Source organism: Sphingopyxis sp. 550A (genome assembly GCF_053569535.1).
Genome location: NZ_CM131615.1, coordinates 4,464,406 through 4,488,103, shown reverse-complemented (window position 1 = coordinate 4,488,103; position 23,698 = coordinate 4,464,406). Strand labels below are relative to the sequence as shown.

28 protein-coding genes are annotated in these 23,698 nt (G+C 65.8%); 10 read left to right on the top strand and 18 right to left on the bottom strand.

Translation table 11 applies throughout. The features are described 5' to 3' along the window. Window positions 1–46 precede the first annotated feature (46 nt). From mobF to ACVENA_RS21700, 14 genes are all read right to left on the bottom strand, one after another. Complete coding sequence (gene mobF / locus ACVENA_RS21765) at window positions 47–2,857, bottom strand: MobF family relaxase (RefSeq protein WP_449327041.1); 2,811 nt, start codon at window positions 2,855–2,857, stop codon at window positions 47–49. Then, a complete protein-coding gene (locus ACVENA_RS21760) occupies window positions 2,857–4,755 on the bottom strand; it encodes a type IV secretion system DNA-binding domain-containing protein (protein ID WP_449327040.1) in 1,899 nt (632 codons plus the stop codon). The genes mobF and ACVENA_RS21760 overlap by 1 nt, the downstream gene beginning before the upstream one ends. Next, window positions 4,752–5,120 carry a hypothetical protein gene (locus ACVENA_RS21755; RefSeq protein WP_449327039.1) on the bottom strand — a complete coding sequence of 123 codons (369 nt, stop codon included), beginning with the start codon at window positions 5,118–5,120 and terminating at the stop codon, window positions 4,752–4,754. The genes ACVENA_RS21760 and ACVENA_RS21755 overlap by 4 nt, the downstream gene beginning before the upstream one ends. Window positions 5,121–5,466: 346 nt before the next feature. Next, complete coding sequence (locus ACVENA_RS21750; RefSeq protein WP_449327038.1) at window positions 5,467–6,195, bottom strand: lytic transglycosylase domain-containing protein; 729 nt, start codon at window positions 6,193–6,195, stop codon at window positions 5,467–5,469. Beyond that, the gene (locus ACVENA_RS21745) at window positions 6,192–6,782 is read right to left on the bottom strand and encodes a S26 family signal peptidase (protein WP_011542765.1); all 591 of its coding nucleotides are present in this window, start codon (window positions 6,780–6,782) and stop codon (window positions 6,192–6,194) included. The genes ACVENA_RS21750 and ACVENA_RS21745 overlap by 4 nt, the downstream gene beginning before the upstream one ends. Next, on the bottom strand, window positions 6,779–7,324 hold the full coding sequence (locus ACVENA_RS21740; protein ID WP_449327037.1) for a DUF2840 domain-containing protein: 546 nt from the start codon (window positions 7,322–7,324) through the stop codon (window positions 6,779–6,781). The genes ACVENA_RS21745 and ACVENA_RS21740 overlap by 4 nt, the downstream gene beginning before the upstream one ends. Beyond that, entirely contained in the window at window positions 7,324–7,566 is a 243-nt protein-coding gene (locus ACVENA_RS21735) for a helix-turn-helix transcriptional regulator (RefSeq protein ID WP_011542767.1), read from the bottom strand. The genes ACVENA_RS21740 and ACVENA_RS21735 overlap by 1 nt, the downstream gene beginning before the upstream one ends. Before the next feature lie 102 nt (window positions 7,567–7,668). After that, a complete protein-coding gene (locus ACVENA_RS21730; RefSeq protein WP_439513712.1) occupies window positions 7,669–8,073 on the bottom strand; it encodes a DNA -binding domain-containing protein in 405 nt (134 codons plus the stop codon). A gap of 163 nt (window positions 8,074–8,236) precedes the next feature. Next, complete coding sequence (locus ACVENA_RS21725; RefSeq protein WP_449327036.1) at window positions 8,237–8,446, bottom strand: transcriptional regulator domain-containing protein; 210 nt, start codon at window positions 8,444–8,446, stop codon at window positions 8,237–8,239. Window positions 8,447–8,568: 122 nt separating this feature from the next. Further along, window positions 8,569–8,883, bottom strand: coding sequence for a DUF736 domain-containing protein (locus ACVENA_RS21720; protein ID WP_449327035.1), 315 nt, complete (start codon window positions 8,881–8,883; stop codon window positions 8,569–8,571). Between the two features lie 310 nt (window positions 8,884–9,193). Next, on the bottom strand, window positions 9,194–9,625 hold the full coding sequence (locus ACVENA_RS21715) for a hypothetical protein (RefSeq protein WP_449327034.1): 432 nt from the start codon (window positions 9,623–9,625) through the stop codon (window positions 9,194–9,196). Between the two features lie 123 nt (window positions 9,626–9,748). After that, window positions 9,749–9,913, bottom strand: coding sequence for a hypothetical protein (locus ACVENA_RS21710; protein ID WP_322309587.1), 165 nt, complete (start codon window positions 9,911–9,913; stop codon window positions 9,749–9,751). Between the two features lie 468 nt (window positions 9,914–10,381). Beyond that, window positions 10,382–10,702 (bottom strand): DUF736 domain-containing protein, encoded by a 321-nt coding sequence (locus tag ACVENA_RS21705; protein WP_058456001.1) that lies wholly within the window; start codon window positions 10,700–10,702, stop codon window positions 10,382–10,384. Between the two features lie 645 nt (window positions 10,703–11,347). Beyond that, on the bottom strand, window positions 11,348–11,506 hold the full coding sequence (locus ACVENA_RS21700) for a hypothetical protein (protein ID WP_449327033.1): 159 nt from the start codon (window positions 11,504–11,506) through the stop codon (window positions 11,348–11,350). Window positions 11,507–11,711: 205 nt separating this feature from the next. Between ACVENA_RS21700 and ACVENA_RS21695 the strand changes: the two genes are divergently transcribed. Beyond that, a complete protein-coding gene (locus ACVENA_RS21695; RefSeq protein ID WP_449327032.1) occupies window positions 11,712–12,611 on the top strand; it encodes a tyrosine-type recombinase/integrase in 900 nt (299 codons plus the stop codon). A gap of 5 nt (window positions 12,612–12,616) precedes the next feature. After that, window positions 12,617–13,807, top strand: a complete 1,191-nt coding sequence (locus ACVENA_RS21690; RefSeq protein WP_449327031.1) for an IS91 family transposase — start codon at window positions 12,617–12,619, stop codon at window positions 13,805–13,807. Between the two features lie 396 nt (window positions 13,808–14,203). On the opposite strand, the gene ACVENA_RS21685 is transcribed toward ACVENA_RS21690, so the two are convergent. Further along, window positions 14,204–15,271 (bottom strand): citrate synthase/methylcitrate synthase, encoded by a 1,068-nt coding sequence (locus tag ACVENA_RS21685; RefSeq protein ID WP_449327030.1) that lies wholly within the window; start codon window positions 15,269–15,271, stop codon window positions 14,204–14,206. 90 nt (window positions 15,272–15,361) lie between these two features. Here ACVENA_RS21685 and ACVENA_RS21680 point away from each other — a divergent pair, with 90 nt between their 5' ends. The 8 genes from ACVENA_RS21680 (at window position 15,362) to pcaD (ending at window position 21,552) form a co-directional block, all read left to right on the top strand. Further along, window positions 15,362–16,492: a citrate/2-methylcitrate synthase gene (locus ACVENA_RS21680; RefSeq protein WP_449327029.1), complete on the top strand. Its 1,131-nt coding sequence runs from the start codon at window positions 15,362–15,364 to the stop codon at window positions 16,490–16,492. Between the two features lie 52 nt (window positions 16,493–16,544). Then, window positions 16,545–16,730: a hypothetical protein gene (locus ACVENA_RS21675; RefSeq protein WP_449327028.1), complete on the top strand. Its 186-nt coding sequence runs from the start codon at window positions 16,545–16,547 to the stop codon at window positions 16,728–16,730. Between the two features lie 243 nt (window positions 16,731–16,973). Then, a complete protein-coding gene (locus ACVENA_RS21670) occupies window positions 16,974–18,122 on the top strand; it encodes a muconate/chloromuconate family cycloisomerase (RefSeq protein ID WP_449327027.1) in 1,149 nt (382 codons plus the stop codon). Between the two features lie 11 nt (window positions 18,123–18,133). Next, a complete protein-coding gene (gene catC, locus ACVENA_RS21665; protein ID WP_449327026.1) occupies window positions 18,134–18,424 on the top strand; it encodes a muconolactone Delta-isomerase in 291 nt (96 codons plus the stop codon). A gap of 37 nt (window positions 18,425–18,461) precedes the next feature. After that, entirely contained in the window at window positions 18,462–19,352 is an 891-nt protein-coding gene (locus ACVENA_RS21660) for a dioxygenase family protein (RefSeq protein WP_449327025.1), read from the top strand. Between the two features lie 18 nt (window positions 19,353–19,370). Continuing rightward, window positions 19,371–20,081 carry a CoA transferase subunit A gene (locus ACVENA_RS21655; RefSeq protein ID WP_449327024.1) on the top strand — a complete coding sequence of 237 codons (711 nt, stop codon included), beginning with the start codon at window positions 19,371–19,373 and terminating at the stop codon, window positions 20,079–20,081. Then, window positions 20,078–20,728, top strand: coding sequence for a 3-oxoacid CoA-transferase subunit B (locus tag ACVENA_RS21650; protein WP_449327023.1), 651 nt, complete (start codon window positions 20,078–20,080; stop codon window positions 20,726–20,728). The genes ACVENA_RS21655 and ACVENA_RS21650 overlap by 4 nt, the downstream gene beginning before the upstream one ends. Then, complete coding sequence (pcaD, locus tag ACVENA_RS21645) at window positions 20,725–21,552, top strand: 3-oxoadipate enol-lactonase (protein ID WP_449327022.1); 828 nt, start codon at window positions 20,725–20,727, stop codon at window positions 21,550–21,552. Before ACVENA_RS21650 ends, pcaD begins: the two co-directional genes overlap by 4 nt. 33 nt (window positions 21,553–21,585) lie before the next feature. Here the strand turns inward: pcaD and ACVENA_RS21640 are convergent, their stop codons facing one another. The 3 genes from ACVENA_RS21640 to ACVENA_RS21630 are packed head-to-tail and all read right to left on the bottom strand — an operon-like array spanning window position 21,586 to window position 23,694. Further along, window positions 21,586–21,939 carry a hypothetical protein gene (locus ACVENA_RS21640; RefSeq protein ID WP_449327021.1) on the bottom strand — a complete coding sequence of 118 codons (354 nt, stop codon included), beginning with the start codon at window positions 21,937–21,939 and terminating at the stop codon, window positions 21,586–21,588. Continuing rightward, complete coding sequence (locus ACVENA_RS21635; protein WP_449327020.1) at window positions 21,936–23,180, bottom strand: aromatic ring-hydroxylating oxygenase subunit alpha; 1,245 nt, start codon at window positions 23,178–23,180, stop codon at window positions 21,936–21,938. Before ACVENA_RS21635 ends, ACVENA_RS21640 begins: the two co-directional genes overlap by 4 nt. A gap of 28 nt (window positions 23,181–23,208) precedes the next feature. Next, window positions 23,209–23,694, bottom strand: coding sequence for a nuclear transport factor 2 family protein (locus tag ACVENA_RS21630; protein ID WP_449327019.1), 486 nt, complete (start codon window positions 23,692–23,694; stop codon window positions 23,209–23,211). Window positions 23,695–23,698: the final 4 nt, after the last annotated feature.

Sequence of the window (23,698 nt, the reverse complement as noted above, 5' to 3'; positions counted from 1 at the left end):
CCCGTTCGGCAACTCTTCGTCAAAGAACCGCGAGCTTTGGCAAGAGCTAAAGCCCCATGCCGGGCAGCGACGTCGCCGCTTGCGAGACCGCGGCGCTGATCGCCTTGTCAGCAGCGGGCGCGGCGATGGCTGATTGCACCATGCCGGCCCCGGCGGCAGGTGCCTGTGAGAGCGCGGTCTGGACGGCCCCGGCGCGCTCATTGATCGCCGACGTCAGTTTTGCGCGATCGTCGGTGACGATCGTCGCCGACTCCTTTGCGCGCGAGATGCCGACATAGAAGCTTTTCTGGTCGACCAGATTGGTCGCCTTGCTGTCCGCGTGGATTATGACATGATCGGCGGTGCGTCCCTGCGCGGCAAAAGCGGTATCGACATAAGCGTGGGCGATATGCCGGTCGCGCACGGCATCGAGGTCGAGAGTCTGTACCTGACCGCGCGCGCCAAGCACCGTCGCCGTCCGCGCCTGCTCGTCCACCGCGATCACCTCGCCCCGCGCGCCATTGATCCGCCCGGCGTCGCGATCGTTGCGGGTGAAGCGGATGCTGTCGCCGGTCCTGAGGTCAATATTCTGCGGCGCGAACACCTGCACCTTGCCGGCGCCCCATTGCCGAAGCCGCCAATCGACCTCGCGCCCATCCTCGGACCTCAGTGCAATGGCAGCCTTGGCCGGATCGACCGCCTCGACACGATAGGCGTCGCCGCGCGCTACGCCCTTGTCGGCATAATCGCGGGTGAAGCGCACAACATCGCCCCTGTCATAGCTCAACGGATCGCGGGCCTCGGTACGAGTGAGCCCCTTGTTGACGAGGCTCTCCATCGTGACAGCGGGACCGGAAAGCGCGCCCGAATTGACGAGCGCCGTGCGGATGCCTGCTGTCAGCGCGTCGCGCCCTTCGCGCGAGGGCTCAATGACCAGCGTTCGCGTCCGCGCCGCCTTGTCGAGCCCGGCATAGCGATCGGCGATGGCGGCGAAGCGGCCGGAGCGATCGGCATGTTCGACGATCTGGCCGCCCCCGCGATCGAGCGCCGCGAGCGCCTTCTTCGCATCGCCCTCGATCGAGGCGAGCACCGCCTCCTTGGTAGCCGCGTTGCTCTGCCGAACGATCTCGCCGAGCTTTGCGGTTTCCATGCCGACGCCCTGAAGCTGCGCGAACGCCGCGCCAGCCTCGACCGATCCAAGCTGCTTCACGTCGCCGACGAGAATGATTCGGGCATCATGCTGCTCGGCCAACTCGAACAGCCGCGCGGTATCGCGCGCCGACAAGAGCGAAGCCTCGTCGACGATCCATGCCACCGGCTGCCCGGGCGCCGAATCTTCCGGCGCGAGCAGATGGCGCGCCACGGTATCGCCGCGCGTGCCGAGCGCCTCGCCTAGTGTCATCGCCGCCGATGCAGTCGGCGCCAGCGCGACCACCGACACGCCGCGCGCTTCGGCCTCGCGCGCGAAGGTGGCGAGCACCGTCGTCGTCTTGGCGGTGCCAGCATAGCCTTGGACCGCGGTGACCCGATTGCGGCTGGTAAGGAGCTGTTCGGTCGCGGCCTTCTGGTCGGGATTCCAGCCAAACCCCGACCGCTCCGCCTGCGCGGCCGCGCCAGCGACAGCCTTGGCGGCGGCAAGCGGGGAGGCTATCGGCGCGAGCGCACCGCGCCCGCGGGCTTCGATCCGAAGCAGCGTCTTCTCGGCGGCGATATTCTGGCTGGTCGTGAACCCCGCGAACGCGGCGCCGCGCCGATCGAGGAAGGTGCGCTCGACCAGCTCGCCTTCCTTTGTCGCCCGCCCGATCGCTTCGCCGATCTCGGAATAGCCGACCTTCCCAAGCCCAACCCGGCCCGCTTCCTCATGGAGCGCCGCGACCGCAAACACCGACTGCCGCTCGCCAAGCTTGTCGGCGGCATGGGCGACGGCGCGATCGGCGACCGATGGATCGGGAAGCTGAACACCGTTCGCTGCCCGAGCTTCTGCCTCACGCACCAACGCCAGCCGAGCCTCGGCGTCGAACCCTGCCCGGTCGGCGGTCTCGCGCCAATCGGCAACAAGCGCGCCATGGTCGGCCACCACCTTCGCTTGCCGCGTATCGAGCGCGGCCACCTGCTTTTCGGCAGCGCTGGCCTCTTCGCGCGATGTTCCGCGTTCGCCCAGCGCCGCTTCAATCTCGGCGCTGCGCGTGCTGAACGCCGCCATCGCGGCCTCCGAGACGCCCTTGATCTCGAACATCGACTCCTTGCCCAGCGCGATCTCATAGCCGAGCTCGCGGACCTTCACGGCCAGCTCCTGTCGGTAGATGGCGCCGATCTGCTTCTGGAGCTGATAGATCGCGCGCGGCTCCAGGCTGCGCCACGATCCATCTTCCCCCTGCGTCGCATTCATGATTACATTGTGCGTGTGAAGTTGCGGGTCCTGCGCGCGGCTAGTCCCATGCTTAAAGCTGGCGACAATGAGATTGCCGGTGGCCTCGCGCGTCACGCTGCCGCCGTGCCGAACGCGGGTCGCGGCCATATGTGTCTCGACATGTGCGAGCGCGGTCTTCACCGCCCGCCCATGCGCTTCGATCAACCGCCGGTCACCCGCGACCTCGGCCATGATCGATACTGACTTGGGCGCACTCAGCGTCACATCCCAACCGGGCCGATGTTCGAGCTGACCGTCACGAACCGTGCCAAGCTGTTGCCCTGCGACCTTGCCGTCGAGCAGTTCGCGGAAGGTATCCCGATCAACGTCGCCCGATAGTCCAAGCTCCTTCGCTCCCTCGCCGTGCCATTCAGACGGAGACAGCCCGCCCTCGGCATAATAGTCGTCGGCCTCATAATAGCTGCTCGCCTGCGCCGAGCTGGTCAGTGCGGATACCGACGCGACCATCAGATCGGTCCACCGTCGTCCGCGGACGGGGGTGCCGGCGGCTTCTTCCTTGCCTTCGGCTTTTCGACGACCTGCTTCTCGGCGGGCGGCGACACATCGCTGTCGGGCTCTTCTTTGGGCGCCGCCTCCAACGGCGGGTGCCAGAGGGTCGTATCCGGGTTCGCCGCGACGAAAGCGGGCTGGCGCGGCTCGCCGCGCTTCTCGATATGATCGGCGGTGAGTGCGATGCGCGCGACCGGCAGCCCATCGGGGAACAGCAAATAGCCCTCATAGCGTGCGAGGCGGAGTTCGCTTTCGAACACGGCGGGACGGGTCTTGCGCTGACGGCCGAGCGTCATCCGTGGCTTGTCGTCGCCATCGCCAAGCGCGCCGGTCATGGTCTGGATCTCGACCTCGCAGGTGCCGATCGTGTCGCTCGCCCAGCGCCGGGACTCGCCGTCGCCCATCTGGAGGAAGAGCTTGGTGTTGCAACAGCCGAGCATGGATTCGGCAAGGTCGTCGCCGTAGCGATGTCGCATCTGCCCGACACCTTGGAAGGTCAGCACGACCGCCGCCCCGAACTTGCGGCCCTCGGGCAGCAGGCGCGTCAGATTGTCGACACGCGGCAGGTCGGCAAGCTCATCGAGCAGGAACCAGACGCGGCGGTCGGATGACGGAGCAAGGCCAAGCATGGCACTCGCGGCGCATTCGAGCCAACAGGCGAGCAGCGGCTTCAACGCCGCAAATTGCTCTTCCTTCCGCGGCACGAAGATCCAGGGCTTGGCGCCTTTCGTCTCGTCGAGGCCGGCGATGAAATCGCGGAACGAAAAGACCTTCTCGCCTTCCTCTGGCATCCGAAGGAACTGGATGAGGTTCGCGGCCTTCGCGAGCATGAAGAGCACACTGCCGGTGGCTCGGTCGGCGTCGTCCGAGAAGGTGCGCGCCGACGACGTGTCCTTGAGCCAGGCCTTGAGCTTGTCCTTGTCCATCTTCTGCAGCGCTTCGAGCAAATCGAGCAGCGTGCATTTCTTCTCCTTCCAGAGCTCCCGGATCATGTTGGCGACGAGGATGCGGCTCGTTTCCAGCCAGACGTCATCGTCCTGCTTCCCGGTTTCGGTAACGAGCTGTTGCGCGATACGATCGGCATCGGCGGGATGCGCGATCTCGGCGAAGGGCGACCAATAGACGCAGCGGGCATCGAATGGATTGAGGATGATGTCGCCGCACTCGGGCCGGAAGTAATGGGCGATGAACTCGCCGCTGGTGTCATAGACCAGTGCGGCTTCGCCGCGCGCCGCGATCCCGTCGAGCATCTGGCGCAGCACCGTCGTCTTGCCGCTGCCGGTCGTTCCGACCATCGCCATGTGCCGGGTTTCGAGGCGGCGGGGAAAGGGGACGGGACCGATCGCTAGCGGATGCGTGCCGGCTTCGGCTCGCGCCTGCTTCACAAGCTCCTTCTCGCTCGTAACCCTAGTGCCGTCGATCACGCGATCGCGGAGCGCGCGTTCGCGTCGGCGCGCTGCGACATCGCGGAGCAGGAACAGTCCCGACAGCCACGCGACAAATCCCAGCATGGCGCCGCGCATGACAAACGACTTGGCGATGCTCGCCCGGCGGACAAAATAGGGATCGGTCGCGACCGTGCGAGCGGGGTTCAGATAGTCTCTCCCCTCATAACGGATCACTATACCGGGATCGCCGCCTTCGCCTGCAAACCATGACAGCATCTTCGCGTGATAATGAGTGCCGGTGTCCCGAAGGATGCTCGGGTCGAGCATCAGATAGGGCGCCGCCAAACCGCCGAGCGCGATCGACGAGACCATGATCGCGAACTGTCGTTTGAACCGCCGCGTCTGGCTGTAGCGAAGATGACGCCGCAGCGTCTCGGCATGGAGCCGGAGATCGTGAGGCTCGCTCATGACCGTTCCTCCGCTGTCGCCCGTTGCCGATCATAGGCGCGGTTGGTCTCGGCGGTGATGACCTCGTCGCTCTTGCCGCCGCCCATCGCGGCGCTGCGCGCATAGCAATAGGCTGCGCAGGCCGTGTGCAAGGTTCGGTCGAGCAGGCGTTCGACATCGGCGAGGCGGGTGCTGATCGACGCCACCTCGGCGACCAGTTCGCGATCGTCTGAGCTGCTGACGGTGGGATTTACATGACCGTCGATCCCTGTCTTCACGCAGCGGCGGAGCATCGCATAAACCGTCTTGCCCTGCCGGTCGGCCAGCGCGCGAAGCGCGGTGTCGAGCGCCGCGGGCAGGCGGATGGAATGTTGGACGGTCTTCATCACGCCGCCTCCCTGAGGGTGCGGATCGCACCCTCGAATTTTGGCGGAAAAGCGTCACTGAGGCGAAGCAATGGCGGAGCGCACTCTGATCGCACCCTCGAAAAGTGGTGAAAAAGCTGGATGCACCCGTGCGTGAGGTGTGTATCCATAGTACGGGTCCGATGCGTAGCATCGTGGCCCTGCAACTTTACTCCAAAGCCAACCGGCTCAGACTTGAACCAAGGCCTCGGAAGCGAGAAACCAAGGCTGTTAGATTCGGAAACCGCTACGAGCGAGTTTGCCGCTGAGCCTGAATCCTTTCCGCGCGGTTGACGGACCACTCGACTGATTATGGGGCAGTGCCGCATCATGGTTGGTGTATCCCGGACAGGGGAATGAATAACGGCGAGCCTGCACCAGAAGTCGTGGCAGTCTTGCCCGCAGATTCGAACGAGCGCGGGGTGTCGACAGCACCGAGGGGTGCGATGAAGAGCCCCGCCCCGCGCCATCCGGTCGACGGCAAGGTCGGCGCAGCGATCGCGGCAATTTCACCGGCGGCGTGCAGTTCGGGTGCAATTTTGGCGACATAGGCGCGTGTCTCGGCGGGCAGTCCGCGGCGTCCCGCGACATAGGCATCGGCGCGGCCCGGGCCCGCATTGTAAGCCGCGAGCATCAGCCCGACATCGCCATAGCGGTCCCACATCGCGCGCAGATAGGCGGCGCCCGCGAGGATGTTCGCGCGGGGGTCGAACGGGTCCGAACCGAGCCGGTGGCGCGCCGTCAGCGACGCCCATGTTGCGGGCATGATCTGCATGAGCCCCATGGCGCCGGCGTGCGACACGGCGCCGATACGGCCGCGGCTTTCGGCATGCATCACGCGCCAGATCCAGAGCTCCGGGATACCGAAGCGCTGCGCCGCTTCGGCGACCGGAGCGGCATAGGGATGGCGCTCCGACTGCGCTGCGGCGGCAGCCGGAGTGCAGATCGGCGGCAAAAGCAGCGCAGCCGAAATGGCCGCGCGCCGTGCGCCGACGCGCATCGGCGAGCACAGGACAGACAGTATGGTGAGACTTCGCCGCAGCCGCACAACTGTCATCGTCCTTGCTCCATCTCGTCGGCAATTGGTTCGAAGGAAGGGCTCGCGCGGTGCCAGCGAAGCGATGCTTCGGCGTCGGTGCGCGTCAGAACAGGGTGCGCCGTGCCGATGAGTCCGGACGCCGAAATCGGCCCGAAATATCGCCCGTCGAGGCTGCCCCGCGCGGCATTGATCAGGAATAATTCCTGCGCCCCGACGATCCGGCAACCGCGCCAGACCGGGAGCGGACGATCCGCCCCGTCGCGCGCCAGCGCACGGGCGACGCCCGCGCCGTCGATCGTGACGGATGCACCCGAACGGCAGACCAGAGAGCCCGGAAGCGCGGCGACGCGCTTCAGCAGCGGAACGCCGCGCGGCAGATAGCCGCGACGGGAAAGATAGATCGCAAGCGCCGGCGGCGGGTCGATGGCGACAAGCTCGCCGAGCCGAGGCCGCGCACCGACATCGATCCGGTACACGCCGATGGGGGCGCTGGCGCTCGCATTCCAGAGCAGTCGCGGCGCCGGCTTCAGCCAGGCGACTGCGACGAAAGAAGCGGTAAACAGCGCCGCTGCGCCGACCGTCGCGCACAAGAACCGGCGGTTCATGCCTCGATCGCCCGGCGGCGGAGCCATGCCGTATGGCGATCGAGACTATAGGGCCGGAAAGGCAGGCCGGCGGCGAGCCGGTTGCCGACATGGCGCCAATGGTCGGGCGATGCATCGCACGCCTCGATGCCAGCCGCCTCCACCGCGTTGATCGCTGCGAGCGCCTGCTGGACCTTCGGCCAGCCGTCGATCCGCGCAAGGATTTCGGCGCCGGGGCGGACGAAAGGCAGCGTCGAAAATGGTTCGCCGGGCGTCATCGCAATTGCGATCGCGATGGTCGAATGGATGGTACCGAAGTCGTTCGACGTCCACCGCACGAAGCCAAAGACCGCGCCGGGACGAAAGGCCATGACGCGGGTGCTGCGGCTCAATATCCGCTCGGCGGCGACGCGGCCGAAGCGGATCCAGTGTTCGTGGCGGCCCTCGATCCAGGTCAGTTCGACCTCAGTCAAGCCGCAGCCGTGGGGCGACGCGGAAACACATCCGCTACCGTGGCCGGGGCGGGAGAGCGAAACGCCGGGCGCTGCGACAGCGCGCGGCATCAGGCGAGCCCCCGGCGCGCCGGGTGCACGGTGCCGACGCCCGGATCGGAGGTCGACGAGCGCCGCCCGAGTTCGACCCATGCATCGAGTTCGTCGATCGCATAGACCACGCGCCCACCGAGTTTGCGATAGGCCGGGCCGGTGCCATAGCAGCGATGCTTTTCGAGCGTTCGCGGCGAGAGGCCGACGCGGCGCGCCGCGTCAGGGGTCCTCAGATAACGGGGAGGGTGCGCGGGGGTCATGGGATGCTCCTTCCAGCGGCGGCTCCCGAAAAGGCGGGGCAGCGCGCGATGAGGCGTCGTGGCGCGAAAGCGGGAGCGCGGGGGAGCGGCTGAATCGCCGAGCTATTTTTGTCGCCCCGCGCGGCCGGCGAGCAGCGTGCGATAGCCGCCCGCGGCAAGCGCGTCGGCCTCGTGGATAAGGCGCTGGGTCCGGCGCCGCTCGGGGGAAGACTTCCACGAAGCGCCCTGTCCGATCGAATGGCGCGGATAGACGAGATGCTTCGCGACCATATGGCTCGTGACCCCGCCGCCGCGGCGAAGGTCGAGGATGGCCAGCAAAAGGTCGAGGCGCCGCGCCTGATAGGCGGTTGGCCCGAACATTTGCGCGCCGCGCCGCGCGCCGCGCAGCCAGCGGTCGAGGGCCGCAAGCGCCTGCAAGCGGGCATCGAGCAGCGCGTCGCAGGGGATCAGCCAAGCAATGGGGTGGCCAGCGGGCAGGCCACGCAGACAGACGCGATGTCGCGACACATTATCGCCCATCACCAGGTGTGTTTCGTCGCCCGCCGACCGCGACGCGATGGCCAGAGGCCAATGGGCGGGGTCGAAATGCGGCCTATTCTTCATACCGGCGATTGCGGGGCCGAGGATTATGACCTGGGGGCAGACGGCCGGGTCCCAGAAGGCAGGCGCGTCACGCGCCGACAGATGGGGATCGGCCGGGAAAGCAAAGGCCCCATCGCCGGGCCATCACCTCCTGCGCCGTCGGATTGCCCTCGGGATCCGGCATGACGCTCTCATAGTCGCGGCGATATTCGGGATTGCGGCGAAGAAATTCCTGCGCGAAGCCGGGGAAATCGAGCCGGGACTTGCCGCCCCCATCGTCCCTTGCTTCCTCCGCCATGCGCGCCTCCGTGCAAGGCGGCAGACTTGGCGACGACGCCCAGGTCGCCAATTCCATGAGGCGGGGAGTCACATCCCCAGAAATGGGTATCCCGCCCGGCAGCGCCGGGCGGGATCGGAGCGTTAGTCGCCGCGGCGCGCCTGGCGATTCCAGACGAGGTCATGCTCATCGCCTTCGCCCGCGAAGAGCTGCGCGAAGACCGGCGCCGTGAAGCTCGGGTCGTCGAGCTTGACCGAAAGATAGGGGCGCTTGTCCTGCGTCTGCTTTTCCCAGGCCGCGCCGACTTCGACGTCGCCGATGAAGACGCGGTGGCTGGGGGCGTTGCCGCTCGGATTTTCCTCGGGTGCGATGCGAACCGACTTCGCCTGCACCGAGAGGGTGACGATGCTGCCCCGAAATTCTCCGGAGACTTTCTTGAATGTGCCGATCTTGGCCATGATGCATTCCTTCCTTGGCTCGGACCGCACCATCGCGGTCTCGATGCGCAGCGAAGGTCAGCGGGGACCGGCGGTGCAGCCAGGGGCCCGGAGCAAAGCGGAGGACGGCGCGCACCCGTCTTTCTTGCTTCGCGAGGAACGGCGGCACGCCGGGGGAAGAAAGACGGGTGCGCGCCGTTGCACCGAGCCGGTCAGCAAAGCGTTCCGCTGACAGATGGCGCATGTCGAGAGACCGCGACAGGAGGTCCGCCGGACGGACGCATCGGCAATCGGCCGGGAAGGAGAGCGAAGATGGAGGGGGGAAGTCGGCCTAGACGGACATGGCCGGTCGCTCGGCTGAAACCGCAGGCGACACAAGGTCGCGCCAGCTCGCATAGCCGGTCAAAAGGCCCGACAGGAATGCGAGGCCATGCTCCGCTCCCTCTTCAAGCCCGCCCAAAATGCCTAGTGCGGTCCCCGCTTGATAGCCGGCAAAGGCCGCAGCGCCGACGAACGTCAGGATGACGCAGAGCTTCACGGGGAGCGGGGCCGCGCCTCCCACCAACCGCCGGCCAAGAGCCAGAACAGCAACTCCTACGATCAGCGCCGACCCCAGGATTGTCAACCAGCCAAAGCCGAGATCGCGCAATGCGAAGCCGAGGGCGATCGCGGCGCACACCGGCAGCGCGAATTTGGCACTGCGGAAGAGAAGCCGGAGACAATAAAGCGCCGCGATGGCGCCGAATATGAGCATCAGGGTCATGAACGTCCTCCTGTCGGACGCGCCCACCACCACCTCCACAGCGCAACCTGCGCGCGAAGCATAGCAGAAGCCGGTCCGGGGAAGAACCCGAACCGGCCCCAATCTGGACCTGTTTTCAAAGGGTCAGCGATTGAAGGGGTCATATTCGCAGAGGATCGTTTCGGGGTCGCCATCGAATTCGTCGAGCGGCATCACAGAATAACCGGCGCTGGTTTCGATAAGGATGATCACGGTCATCATGGTCCGGGCGAGGTTCCAGCCGAGCGATTGGGCGGTGGTAAGCGGCATGGGATGAACTCCTGTCCTTGGGAGCGGGCCATTCCCGCTCGACAGGCGCCCCGCCGGAAGGGGACTGGCCGCAATCATCGCGGCAAAGCCGCGGCCCGAGCGCAGCGTGGGGACCCTTTACGGGTTGATTGAAGGAGGCCAGTCCTCGGCCAAGGGATCAGCGGCAATCGAGAGCGGGGATGGCCCGCGCCCATTCGGCAGCCCCCATGCCGCCCCATCGCCCCCTTGCTTCCGCTTCCCGGCGCCTGACCGAATACTCCCCGACACGCCAAACCAGCGATCCACCACGCCGATCAGATCATGATTTTCGAAGCCCCGCGACATGCGGCCCGTCAGGCAGAACCCCTGCGCAGTTCCCCAGTTGGCCAAGGGCCTGCCGGGCCAAACATGCCGAACGGCGGCCCGAAAACGGCCGTCCATCGACAGAAAGAGAAACCGGCTCCGCCCGAAGGCGGAGCCGGATGGCCGTCAGGCCGGCGGGTTCCAGATGATGACCTTCTTCATCGGATCATCGCCCGGCGCATTGGCGACATTGCCGTAGATGGTACCGAATTCGGGGGCCGACATGGTGACCGACACATATTCGGCGCCGTTGCTCTGCGAGAAACGCTTCCAGCCGGCGCCGAGCTCGAAGCCGTTCTTGCGGCTGAGGATGCGATAATCGGGCTCGTTTTCCTTGGTCTTGCGACCATTGGGAACGATGGCGATCGGCGCGGTGACGTTGAGGGTGGCGAGCGTGCCTTCGAAGCTGCCGTCGGCCTTGACGTTGAGGTTGGCAATGGTGGGCATATCAAAACTCCTTCGCTTGCTCGGGGGACATCCCCGATGGCGCCGAAAGGAGGGGCCGCGAGCTGCCGTCACCGAGCGGCACGCGAGGGCGAACCCCGCATGGGGTTGACGGCCAAAGGCGAGCCGGACCCGCAAAAGGGCGGCAAGAAGGGGTGACCTCGGGCAGGCCAGGGAGCGTTGCCCACCGCTGCCCAAAACCAGCCGACGCGCGAAGCTCCGTCTGGTCCCGGCGGGCTCGGTCGCCGAGATCCCGCAAGGGCCTTTCCCCGCGACCCACAAGAGAAAGTGGTGCGACTCACAGTGCGACCGCGGACGGCGGAGAGGGCCGGATGTCTTGGAGCAAAGCAGGGCGACAATTGCCGCCCAGGCCCTGCAATCATTCCACAGGGCCTCGACGCCGGCGCGAAGCGCCCGAGAAGAAGGCGCTCTTGGCGAGCCCGCGGCCGGGCGGCGTGCGCGCGGGCCTGGGGGCCAGCCGCCGCCCGGCAAGGATAGCGAGCCAAGTGCGCCGCGCGGCCCAAAACAACGCGCGGCCCCTGGCGCCGCCCGGCGGCGCCAGAGCACGCCCAATTCAGCCGCGCTCGATTTGGCCGGCCGGATTCCGGACGTTCAACCGTTGTAGCGGATGACCGGCCCTGGCTCTCCTCAGAGGCCGCAGGGGCCTCTCAACCGCTCGAAGCCTCCGGTCCCGCTCGCCGAACTGGTAGCGACACTCGCCTGTGCGATCGACGAAAGGTCGAGCCGGTCGGCGATACATTCGTCGCAAAGCGGCGTCCCGTCCATCCTGCGGACCAGTCCTGCCACTCGCTCCGCTATGGTGGGCCGCATGAATGCTGCGATAGTCAGGCAAATCGACAAACGGAAGCCCCTGCGAAATTGGCCGGTGCACGAACCGCTCCGCGGATTGGTGCTAGCCTCGATGTAAAGCGGCCGAGCGAGCGCCGCACCTGATTGAACGTGGGCTGCCGCAGGTGGACCCTCTCGACTCCTTCACCTGAGGAGTCGAACGATGAACGAGCTTATCCAGATTGGCCCGATCAGCCCGCTGCGCCAGCGCCTGATCGACGACATGACCATGCGCCGCTTCTCGAAGGAGACGCAGCGTAATTATCTTCGCGATGTGGGGCGGTTCGCGACCTGGCTCGGACGCTCGCCGCACACCGCAGGCGCCGAGGACATTCGGCGGTTCCAGATCGAGCAGCAGCAGGCGGGCGTCCCGGCGCCGACCATGAACAGCATCGTCGGCGCGCTGAGGTTCTTCTTCACGCACACGCTCGACCGCCCCGACCTCGCGCGCAAGCTCGTCCGCACCAGGCAGGTACGCAAGATCCCGGTCGTGCTGACGATGGCCGAGGTAAAGCGCCTGCTCGATGCGACCCGCAGCCTCAAGCACCAGGCTGCGCTGTCGGTCGCCTACCTACGCGTCGCCGAGGTGTCGGCGCTCAAGGTCAGCGATATCGACAGCAAGCGCATGCTGCTTCGGATCGAGCGCGGCAAAGGCGGGCGCTACCGCAACGCCATGCTTCCCGAAGGCCTGCTCCTGCTCCTGCGCGACTGGTGGCGCGCTGGGCGGCAACAGGGCATCCTTGTCCCCGACGGCTGGCTCTTTCCCGGACAGAGCGCCGCGGCGCCGATCAGCACGCGGCAGCTCTACCGCGTCGTCGTCGAAGCCGCGGAGGCGGCGGACATCGACAAGCGCGTCGGACCGCATACCCTGCGCCACAGCTTCGCCACCCACCTGCTTGAGGACGGTGTCGATATCCGCGTCATCCAGGCGCTGCTCGGTCACGCCAAGCTGGGCACCACCGCTTTTTACACCCAGGTGGCGACCAAGACGGTGCGGTCGATCGTCAGTCCGCTCGACAGGCTCGCGCTCGCATCGCCCAGCGAGGAAGCGCCCGACGGCTGAGGCCGATGCGCGCCTCACTCGAGGTCGCCGACGTCTTCCGCGCTGCCGGGCCAACCTACCGCGCCGCCCATGCCGGGCATCTCAGCCTGCACCAGCTCAAGATCATGTCGGCGATCGAGCATTGCCGCACCGCCGCGCTCGGTGGTCATGTCGAGGCCTGTACCGACTGCGGGCACTGGCGGATCGCCTATAACAGCTGCCGCAACCGGCACTGCCCCAGGTGCCAGGGCGCCGCCGCGCGCAGCTGGCTCGAAGCGCGCGAGGCCGACCTGCTCCCGGTCGGCTATTTCCACGTCGGGTTCACGCTGCCTGCCGAGGTCGCCGCGATCGCCTATTACAACAAGGCGCTCGTCTATGACCTGCTGTTCAAGGCCGCGGCCGATACGATGCTGACCATCGCCGCCGATCCGAAGCACCTCGGCGCCCGGATCGGTATCACCGCCGTCCTCCACACCTGGGGCTCGGCGCTCACCCATCATCCCCATATCCATATGATCGTGCCCGGCGGCGGCATCTCCCGCGATGGAACGCGCTGGATATCCGCACGCCCCGCCTTCCTGCTCCCGGTCCGCGTGCTTGGTGCCCTGTTCCGACGCTTGTTCCTCACCCGGCTGCGTGCGCTGCACGATGCCGGCAAGCTCGCTTTCTTTGGCAGCCTCACGCATCTCGCCGAACGACGCGCGTTCCTGCGGCACCTGTCACCCGTCAGGAAGAAGCGCTGGGTGGTCTATGCCAAGCCGCCCTTCGCTGGTCCCGAGGCCGTGCTCGCTTACCTCGCGCGCTACACCCACCGCGTCGCCATATCGAACAGCCGGCTCCTCCGGTTCGACGAGGAAGGCGTCACCTTCCGCTACAAGGATTACCGCAAGGCCGGCCCCGGACGGCAGCAGGTCATGACCCTCGCCGCCGACGAGTTCATCCGCCGCTTTCTTCTCCACGCCCTGCCGCGCGGGTTCCACCGCATCCGCCACTATGGCCTTCTCGCCAGCGCACACCGCAAGGATCATCTCGAACGCGCCCGCCGCCTGCTCGATGTCGCACCTCCGCCGACCGACGAGCCCGTCGTCGATGCAGGGCCCGGGCCAACCTGCCCGTGCTGCGGCGGTACCATGATCATCATCGAGGTCTTCGAGCGCCGCTACCAGCCCCGCGCGCCGCCCCAGCTTGCGGTCTCATCCGGGGCACCTGCGCCGTGACCCGGCACGGCCTGGCGCAGACACGATCCAGCGCACACCCGCGCCTGGAAGCGGACCCGCTCAAGCCGACGCTGCCCAAAAGCAGACATCACACCACCAAAATCAGCCCGTCTGCTTTTGCATGTCCGCTTTTGCGACCCATATCCAGACGGTCCGATATCGCGCACGTCTGCTTTTGGGCAGCGCCTGGCTATCCCAACATCAGCGCAAAACAGCTTTCCCCATAGCTCGCACCATGACCACCGCGGTTCGGGCATCGAAGACTTTCCGACGCCTGGCGGCGTCCGAAACTCTCAACGGTTGCGGTAAGGCAGCTTTGAACGAGGAGGTGCCGAAAAGCGGACGCAGCGACATATCCCTGCCTGGCTGTGGCCCGCATGGGCCGCCGGACTACCTTCAGGCTGCATCGCTCGTCAAAGGCTCCACATAGCGGGATGCCGGCCGGATCAGCCGTCCAGTCAACGCCTGTTCGCGGGCATGCGCCAGCCAGCCCGCGATTCGGCCCATGGCGAAGACTCCGGTGAATGCATGCTTCGGAAATCCCGCAGCTTCCAACAGCAACGCCGTATAGAATTCGACATTGGTTTCGAGCACGCGATTAGGTTTGCGACGGTGAAGCGCTTCAAGCGCAACCTGTTCAACGCCTTCTGCGAAGCGTAGACGGGCATCGACATCTCCGAATGACCCAAGCGCGGCTTTGAGCGCGTCGGCGCGCGGATCGCGCGTGCGATAGATGCGGTGCCCGAATCCCATCAACCGCTCGCCCTCATCCAGCGCACGCTCGATCCAACCGGCGCTGTCACCCTCCTCCGCGATCGCATCGAGCATGTCGATGACGGGACCAGGGGCACCGCCATGAAGCGGCCCCTTGAGCGCGCCCAGCCCCGCGAGGACGGAGGAGGTCAACCCCGCCTGTGTAGAGGCGACCACCCGCGCAGCGAAGGTGGAGGCATTGAGACCATGATCGCTCACGGTAACGAGATAGGTATCGAGCGCGCCCGCGCCGTCCGATCGGCCCAGCATGCGGATTACATCCGCCGCGTGACCGGCGTTGGCCGACGGCTCGATCGGCTCATCGCCCGCCTGCAAACGGATCAGCGCGGGAAGAAGAACCGCAGGGGCCGCAAGCAAGCGCACCCCATCGGACAGCGCCGTGCCGTCGGGCAGCATCGCCATCGCGGCGCGCATGCCATCATAGGCGGGCAGTTTCGACATCGGCCCGAGCAACCCGTGTGCCCTCTCGAACACATCGATGCGGGCGGCGCCCAGCCTCGCCGAAAATTCCGCAGCATCGGGTAAATCGGCGAAGAAGCCGGTAAACAACAGGTGCGCGGTCTGTTCGAAGGTCCAGCGCCCGGCCAATGTCGCAAGCGGATATCCCCTGATGATCAGCTGCCCTTCGACGCCGCGTACGTCCGACAGGACCGTTTCGGCCGCCACGACATCTTCAAGACCGTTGCTCATTTCATTCGCTCCTTGACTGGCGAGAAGCGAAATGATCCCTTCAGCATAGTGAATCAATCTTGATCAAGTGAATCAATCATGCACGAATGGATGACCCGCGAAGAGGTGCTGGCGAAACTCAATGTCCGGCCCCAGACCCTCTATGCCTATGTCAGCCGCGGCCAGATCGAGCGGCGCGCCGATCCCACGGACCCGCGGTGCAGCCTCTATCGGGGCGACGATATTCTCGCGCTCGCAGACCGGCGCGCGCGCGGCCGCCGCCAGACATCCGTCGCGGCAAGCACATTGGCATGGGGCGAACCGGTAATCCCCACAGCTATTGCGACGGTCAATCACGGAGAATTGATCTATCGCGGCGAGACCGCCACGGCCTTGGCCGCGCGCGCGGGGCTTGAAGAGGTTGCGGCGCTATTGTGGGAACAAACGGACGTCATTGTGTTTCCCGAGGTCGCCGCCGATAGCGATCCGTTTCAGGCTCTCGCCATATTGGCTGGAAGAGCACGATCGCTCATCGGCAGGCCCACCGCGAAACTGGTGAACGAGGGCGCGATATGTGTTGCCGCGATGGCCTCGGCTTTCGGCGCCGTCGGGACGGGACCGATCCATCAGCGGCTTTCCGCTGCCTGGGCCCTCGACACTGAGGGCGAAGAACTGGTTAGACAGGCGCTGGCCCTGCTCGCCGATCATGAACTCAACCCATCGACGTTTGCTGTGCGTGTCGCTGCCTCGACGGGCGCCGGCATGCCTGCCTGCATTCTTGCCGGGCTGGCCACCCTGTCCGGCCCCAAACATGGCGGTGCTGGTGTCGCTATGGAATCTTTGCTTATCGAGGCGAGCAATATGGGCGCCGACGCAGCGATAGAGCGCTGGCTCGCCGCCGGGCATGGGCTGCCGGGATTTGGCCACCCGCTCTATCCCTATGGCGACCCGCGCGGGCGCGCGTTGCTCGAGCACGTCCGGCCGGACGCGGAGCTTGCGACGCTGCGGGATGCGGTCATGGACATGTTGGGATTACAGCCCAACATCGACTTTGCGCTCCTCGCGATCGCGCGGCGATACTCGTTGCCGCCACGATCGAGTTTCGGCCTATTCTCTATCGCCCGAACAGTGGGCTGGGTGGCGCATGCCTTGGAGCAGGCGTCGACCGGCACGATCATCCGTCCCCGCGCACGATACCGAGGTCGAAGTCAAACTGCGCCCTTGCCCGCACCTCCGACATAGCCTTCGACCATCTACGGTACGCCAGGCAGCGCGATTGACTCGACCGCAAGTGATGATCGACATGACCGGTCAGCTGGTGGCCGCCTTCTGCTTGTCGAGTTTCGGTCTCAGGAAGCAGGAAAGCTGCTACTGGTTCATACGTTGCATTGGGATCGTTGCCGGGCGATGTTTTAAGATTGACCCCGCCCGTTTCTTCGCCTGCGCTTATCCGCGACAACACCACTCAGCCTTTGGTTGAAGCTGGATGAAAGATGGGGGCCAGGTCAAAAACTTTGAATCAATGCTGGTGGTCGGAACTCTCGACAGACTTGCTCCCGAAGACGAAAATTGGACGACTGCGCGTCCATACTCGTTCCAATGGAATTTGTTAGCTCACTGACTCTTTGGCAATTCATACCCTGAAGGTATGATAATGGACTGACACAGTCTTTCCGTTTCAGGCGCCGGCCGGATATCATCGGCATCGGAAACGGGGTGCCTGATGGTCGAAATCGAACATATCGAAAGCTTTCTAGTCGACCTTCCGACCATCCGGTCGCATGTGCTGGCGATGGCGACGATGCACAGCCAGACGCTGTGCCTTGTCCGCCTCCATTGCTCCGACGGTATCGTCGGGATCGGAGAAGCGACGACGATCGGCGGCCTCTCCTATGGCCCCGAAAGCCCCGAGAGCATTCAGCTGACCATCGAAACCTATCTGGCGCCGCTGCTCAGGGGGTGCGACGCCACCCGCCCCGCCGCGGCGATGGCGAAGCTCGCGACGCATATCGTCGGCAATCACTTCGCCAAATGCGCGATCGAAACCGCGCTGCTCGATGCGCAGGGCAAGCGGATGGGACTGCCCGTCAGCGAGCTGGTAGGCGGACGTGTGCGCGACCGGCTGCCGGTACTCTGGACGCTGGCGAGCGGCAATACGTCGCTCGACATCGACGAAGCCGAAGACATGATCGAGCGCGGCCGGCACAACGCGTTCAAGCTGAAGATCGGCAAACGCCCGCTCGACGACGATGTCGCGCATGTCGCGGCGATCAAGCGCGCGCTGGGCAACCGCGCCTCGGTGCGCGTCGACGTCAATATGGCGTGGGACGAGACCACCGCGGCGCGCGGCATCGACAGGCTCGCCGACGTCGGCTGCGACCTCGTCGAACAGCCGATATCGCGCTTCAACCGCGCCGGCATGGCGCGGCTGGCGGCGCGCGCGCGCATCCCGATCATGGCCGACGAGGCGCTGACCGGCCCGCACAGCGCCTATGATTTTGCGACCCACGCGGCGGCCCATGTCTTTGCCGTGAAAATCGAGCAATCGGGCGGGCTGTTCGCCGCGAAGCAGGTACAGGCGATCGCCGACGCCGCCGGCGTCGCGCTCTATGGCGGCACGATGCTCGAAGGCGGTGTCGGCTCGATCGCCTCGGCGCATGTGTTTGCGACCTTCCCCTCGCTGGCGTTCGGTACCGAATTGTTCGGACCGTTGCTACTCACCGAAGAGATACTGGCAACGCCGCTCGACTATCGCGATTTCTCGCTCGGCGTACCCGACGCGCCTGGCCTCGGGATCGCGCTCGACGACGATCGCGTCGACTTCCTTCGGCGCGGCGCAGCGCGCGCCACCATCAGTATCCCGGCTGCCTGAAAGGTCCGATCATGCTGTTCAAGGTCGAAATGGATGTCAACGTGCCGCTGGACTATGATCCGACGCGTTTCGAAGCACTCAAGGCGGCGGAAAAGGCGCGGTTCCAGGAATTGCAGCGCGCAGGCACTTGGCGCCACATCTGGCGTGTGGTCGGCCAGTACAGCAATGTCAGCATCTTCGACGTCGCGGGCAATGGCGAGTTGCACGACATATTGACCAGCCTGCCGCTCTATCCCTTCATGGACGTGCGCGTGACGGCGCTGTGCCGACATCCCTCGTCGATCCACGACGACGACCGTTGAACCAGACCAGACTATGGACCCGATACAGGAGAGCATCATGACCACCGATTTCGTGCAGAGCGCGCCCATCCAGAATCTGCTCGACCGGGCGAGCGGCCTCGACGCCGAAGGCGGCGACCCCCGGCTGAAGCATATCGTGCGCGACCTTGTTGAGGCGGTGATGAACACGATCGTCAAATACGACATCGACGAAAGCGAATTCTGGAAGGCGGTCACCTACCTGCAGCAGGGTGCCGACGAGTTCGGCCTGCTGGTGCCGGGGCTCGGCCTCGAGCATTTCCTCGACCTGTATATGGATGCCCAGGACGCCGAGGCCGGGCGGGGCGGTGGCACGCCGCGAACGATCGAGGGCCCGCTCTATGTCGCCGACGCGCCGATCGTCGAAGGCGACGTCAATCTGTCGCAGGACGAGGACGAGACCGTGACCCTCTACATGAACGGCGCGATCCGGGGCATGGACGGCGAAGCGGTCAAGGGCGCGCTGCTGCACGTCTGGCACGCCAATTCGAAGGGCTTCTATTCGCACTTCGACCCGACCGGTGCGCAAAGCCCGTTCAACAACCGCCGCCGCATCCGCCTCGGCGACGATGGCCTCTATGCCTTTCATTCGCGCCTGCCCAGCGGCTACAGCGTACCGCCCGGCGGCGCCGCCGAAACGCTGATGGACGCGCTCGGCCGTCACGGCAACCGTCCCGCGCATGTCCATTTCTTCGTCGAGGCGCCGGGGTACCGCACGCTGACGACGCAGATCAATTTCGGCGACGATCCGTTCGCCGCCGACGATTTCGCCTTCGGCACCCGCGAGGGGCTGCTGCCCGTTCCCAACCGTCAGGGCGACGCCGCCTATATCGCCTTCGACTTCGTGCTGCAGAAGGCGAACGACGAAGACGACGAGCATTTTTCGGCCCGCACGCGCGCGGTCGCCTGACAAGGACCGCCTGGCCTCATGCAAAAGATCCATTCTTCTCCCGCCGCAGCGCTCGACGGCCTGTTGTTCGACGGCATGACGATCATGTCGGGCGGGTTCGGGCTGTCGGGTAATCCCGAAAGCCTGATCCCCGAAATCCGCGCGAGCGGCGTGAAGGGGCTGACGATCATCTCGAACAACGCCGGCGCAGACGGTTTCGGCCTGTGGATGTTGCTCGAAAGCCGCCAGGTGAAGAAAATGATCTCCTCCTATGTGGGCGAGAACAAGCTGTTCGAGAGCCAATATCTATCGGGCGAACTCGAACTCGAACTGACCCCGCAGGGCACGCTCGCCGAACGCATCCGCGCCGGCGGCGCGGGTATCCCCGCTTTCTACACCCGGACCGGCGTCGGAACCGTCGTCGCGGAAGGCAAGCCGACCGAGATGTTCGATGGCGAGGAATATGTGCGCGAAACCTGCCTGCGCGCCGACCTGTCGATCGTCAAGGCGTGGCGCGCCGACCCCGCGGGCAATCTGATGTTCCGCAAGACCGCGCGCAACTTCAACCCCAATATGGCGACCGCCGGGCGGATGACGGTGGCGGAGGTCGAAGAGATCGTCCCCGAGGGCAGCTTCGATCCCGACTGCGTCCACACGCCGGGCATCTATGTCGACCGCGTCGTGCTTTCGACGATCAACGAAAAGCGGATCGAGAAACTGACCACCCGCGCGCTGGAGAATGCGGCATGAGCTGGACGCGTGACGAGATGGCGGCGCGCGCCGCAAAAGAGCTGCGGGACGGCTATTATGTCAACCTCGGCATCGGTATCCCGACCTTGGTGGCGAACCATGTGCCCGCGGGCATCCATGTGACGCTGCAGAGCGAGAACGGGATGCTCGGCATCGGTCCTTTCCCGCATGAGGGAGAGGCCGATCCCGACCTGATCAACGCGGGCAAGCAGACCATCACCGCGCTTCCCACCTCGAGCTTCTTTTCATCCGCGGACAGCTTCGCGATGATCCGCGGCGGCCATATCGACATGGCGGTGCTCGGCGCGATGGAGGTCGCGGCCAATGGCGACCTCGCCAACTGGACGATCCCCGGCAAGATGGTGAAGGGCATGGGCGGCGCGATGGACCTCGTCGCGGGCGTGAAGCGCATCGTCGTCGTCATGGACCATGTCGCGAAAGACGGCAGCCCGAAGATATTGGAGCGCTGCACGCTGCCGCTGACCGGCCGCGCGGTCGTCGACCTGATCATCACCGACCTCGCGGTGATCGCGGTCGACCGCAAGGCGGGCGGGCTGACTTTGGTCGAGACCGCCCCCGGCGTCGGCGTCGACGAGGTCGTGGCGCGCACCGGCGCACCGCTTGCCGTGGGCGCGCTCGCGGCATGAGCGCGGCCTCGCCCGCCACCGTCGACACGGCGCAGGCGGCGAGCGGCTTCGTCACGACCGGCGATGGGTGCCGCATCGGTTGGCAGCTCGACGGCCCGGCGGACGCCCCTGTCCTTCTGCTCTCCAATTCGCTGGGCACCGATCGGACGATGTGGGCGCCGCAGATCGATGCGTGGACCGCGGACTTCCGCGTCCTCCGCTACGACCAGCGCGGCCATGGCGTCTCCGACGCCCCCGCCGGCGGCTATTCGATCGACCGGCTTGGACGCGACGTCGTCGAACTGCTCGACGCGCTGGACATCGCCAGCGTCGACTTCTGCGGCCTGTCGCTCGGCGGCATGGTCGGGCAATGGCTCGGCATTCGTGCGGCGGACCGTGTCCGCCGGCTGATCCTTGCCAACACCTCCTTCTACATGGGGCCGCCCGCCAATTGGGATGCGCGCATCGCGTCGGTACTCAAGCACGGGATGGCGCCGCTGGCGGGGCCATCGGTCGAACGCTGGTTCACCCCTGAATTCGCCGCCTCCTCCCCCGCCGCGATCGCGCCGGTCGAACACATGCTTCAGACGACAAATCCCGTCGGCTACGCCGGCTGCTGCGCCGCGATCCGCGACATGGACATGCGCCGTACCGCCGCGCTGATCGACACGCCGGTGCTGGTGATCGGCGGCAGCCGCGACCCCGCCACGCCGCCGCCGCACAGCGACGCGCTGGCAGGCACCATCGCGGGCGCACGGCTGGTCATGCTCGACGCCGCGCATCTGTCGAACGTCGAGCAGTCGGCGGCTTTCGCCCGCGCCGTTCTGGATTTCATCGCCGGCTGATCGCGCGTCGGGCGCCCGGTGCGACGGTCCCTTTTAGAGGGACTCGTCGCCATGGTCGGGAACGAAGCGCCGCGCATCGAAGCTGAACGGCACTTCGGCGCTGCCACCGTAAAGCTCGTGATGCGGCGCCGCCTCGGCGAAGGCGCAGGCGAGCATCAGCGCGTTGCGCTGCACCGGGTCCTCGGGCGCTGCCGGGCAATCGCCGAGATAGGTAAGCAGCGCATCGAGACGCGGGGTCATCGCCGCATCGAAGGCGGCAAAATCAGCCGTCGTCGAGGCAAGGCGCAGCGCGTTGCGCTCATTCTCCGTCGCCCGGCCCCAGCGCGCTGCGAGCGGCGCCAGATCCTCGAAACCGGCGGGCATGGTCGGCAAATCCACGGTCATCATGCATCTTCCCCGGCAAGATAGTCATCAAGATTGAGCGCGGCGTGCCGGATCAGGAATTCCTGGTCCATCAACTGCATCTCGTCGATCACGCCCGACATGATGCCCGAGAAGGTGTCTTCCATCGTCGCCGTATCCTCGAGCCACGCGTTGCGATGCAGTGCGTTGACGTGCATCTGCGCGGCGCGTTCCGCCGCATTCGCCGGCGGGCGGAAATAGTTGATCCCCTCCCACAAGGTCGTGCCATGATCGAGCGGCCAGAACTGGTGCGTGAAATAGGACATGCCGGGATAGCCGCAGCCCGACGCGAGGTGGATGAGCAGGTTCGGAAAGATGTTCGGAATCTCGAACTGGAAATCGTCGCGGCGCGCCGGATTGATGTTGGCCGGCAATTGGTCGGGACGCGGACGATGCCGTTCGGAACCGTGGAGAATGCCCGCAAAGGTCTGCGTCGACGGCGCGGCGTCCATGCCGGCGCCATAGATGGTCGACGAGGCGTGCGGCCCCATCAGCTTGAAATCGGTATGCTCGATTCCCCGGAATCCCGGCAGCGATCCGGCGTGGATCGTCGGCACATGATAGCCTTCCGAAAAGGCGTAGAGCGCGACCTTCCAATTGCATTTGAGCACCGTCGAATAGCGGAAGGCGGTGGTTGATTCATGATAGGGATAGCCGCCGAACAGCGCCCCGAAATCGCCCAGATATTCCTTCAGCGACTGGGCGGGTTCGGGGTCGAAATTGATGAAGACGAAGCCTTCCCACTCGTCGCACGCGATTTCGCGAAGGCCGAGGCAGCTTTTGTCGAGCTGCCCGAACCCCTCCTGCATCGGCACCGACTTCAGCGCGCCGTCGGTCCCGAACACCCAGCCGTGAAAGCGGCAGGTCACGACATTGGCGCGCGAGCGGCCGAAGGTTTCGAACCCCTTGTTCGGCACCACCTTGTTGCCGCGGTGCGTGCAGACATTGTGATAGGCGCGTATGCGCCCGTCCTTGCCGCGCACGATCAGGACCGAGGTATCGGCGACCGTCATCTCCTTGACCTTGTAGTCGCCGGGCTGGGGCAGTTCCCATGCGGTCGCGACCTTCAGCCACACCTTCTTGAAGATGCGTTCCTTTTCGAGCGCATAGACGGCGGGATCGCGGATCGCGCGGACGGAGACCGGGGCGACGCCCAGTTCCTCGCGAATCTGCGGTATCGTGCGCTGGATGTGATCCAGCGTGGCGGCCTCTTGTAACATGTGCATACACTCCGGTTGCGAATGACGGCCTTTTTCAGGCCCGATCCAAAGCCGCGGGCTTGGCGTGCCAACCCTCGGGATAATGCGAGATGAGATCAGCGTTCAGCCGTAGGCGGTGAAAACACCACCGGCCGCCGTCCGCGACGGCCTCCGCAGCGTAACTGCCGCCGATCCAATAGGCGCGGCCGCTGGCAGCCGTCGCCGCTTCCCACAGCATGAAAGACAGCGCAGCGCTGCTGCCATCGGCCGCGAGGTCGATGCGCGGCGAGACCAGATAGTGCAGCGTCCAGCGAAAGCCGCGATCAGCATTGCCCGCGACCCCGTCGGCGATCGTGTCGCCCCCGCGCAGCGCGTCATAGCCGTCGATCTCGAATATCGCGTCGGCGGTGAACAATCCGCGCAGCGTCTCGGCCGACGGCCCGTTGTCGAAGGCGTGACCGAGGTCGGCGATCAGCCGCTCGATCGCCTTGTGCGCTTCCAGCCGGGCGATGCGCGCTTCAAGGTCGGCGAGCATGGTCATGGCG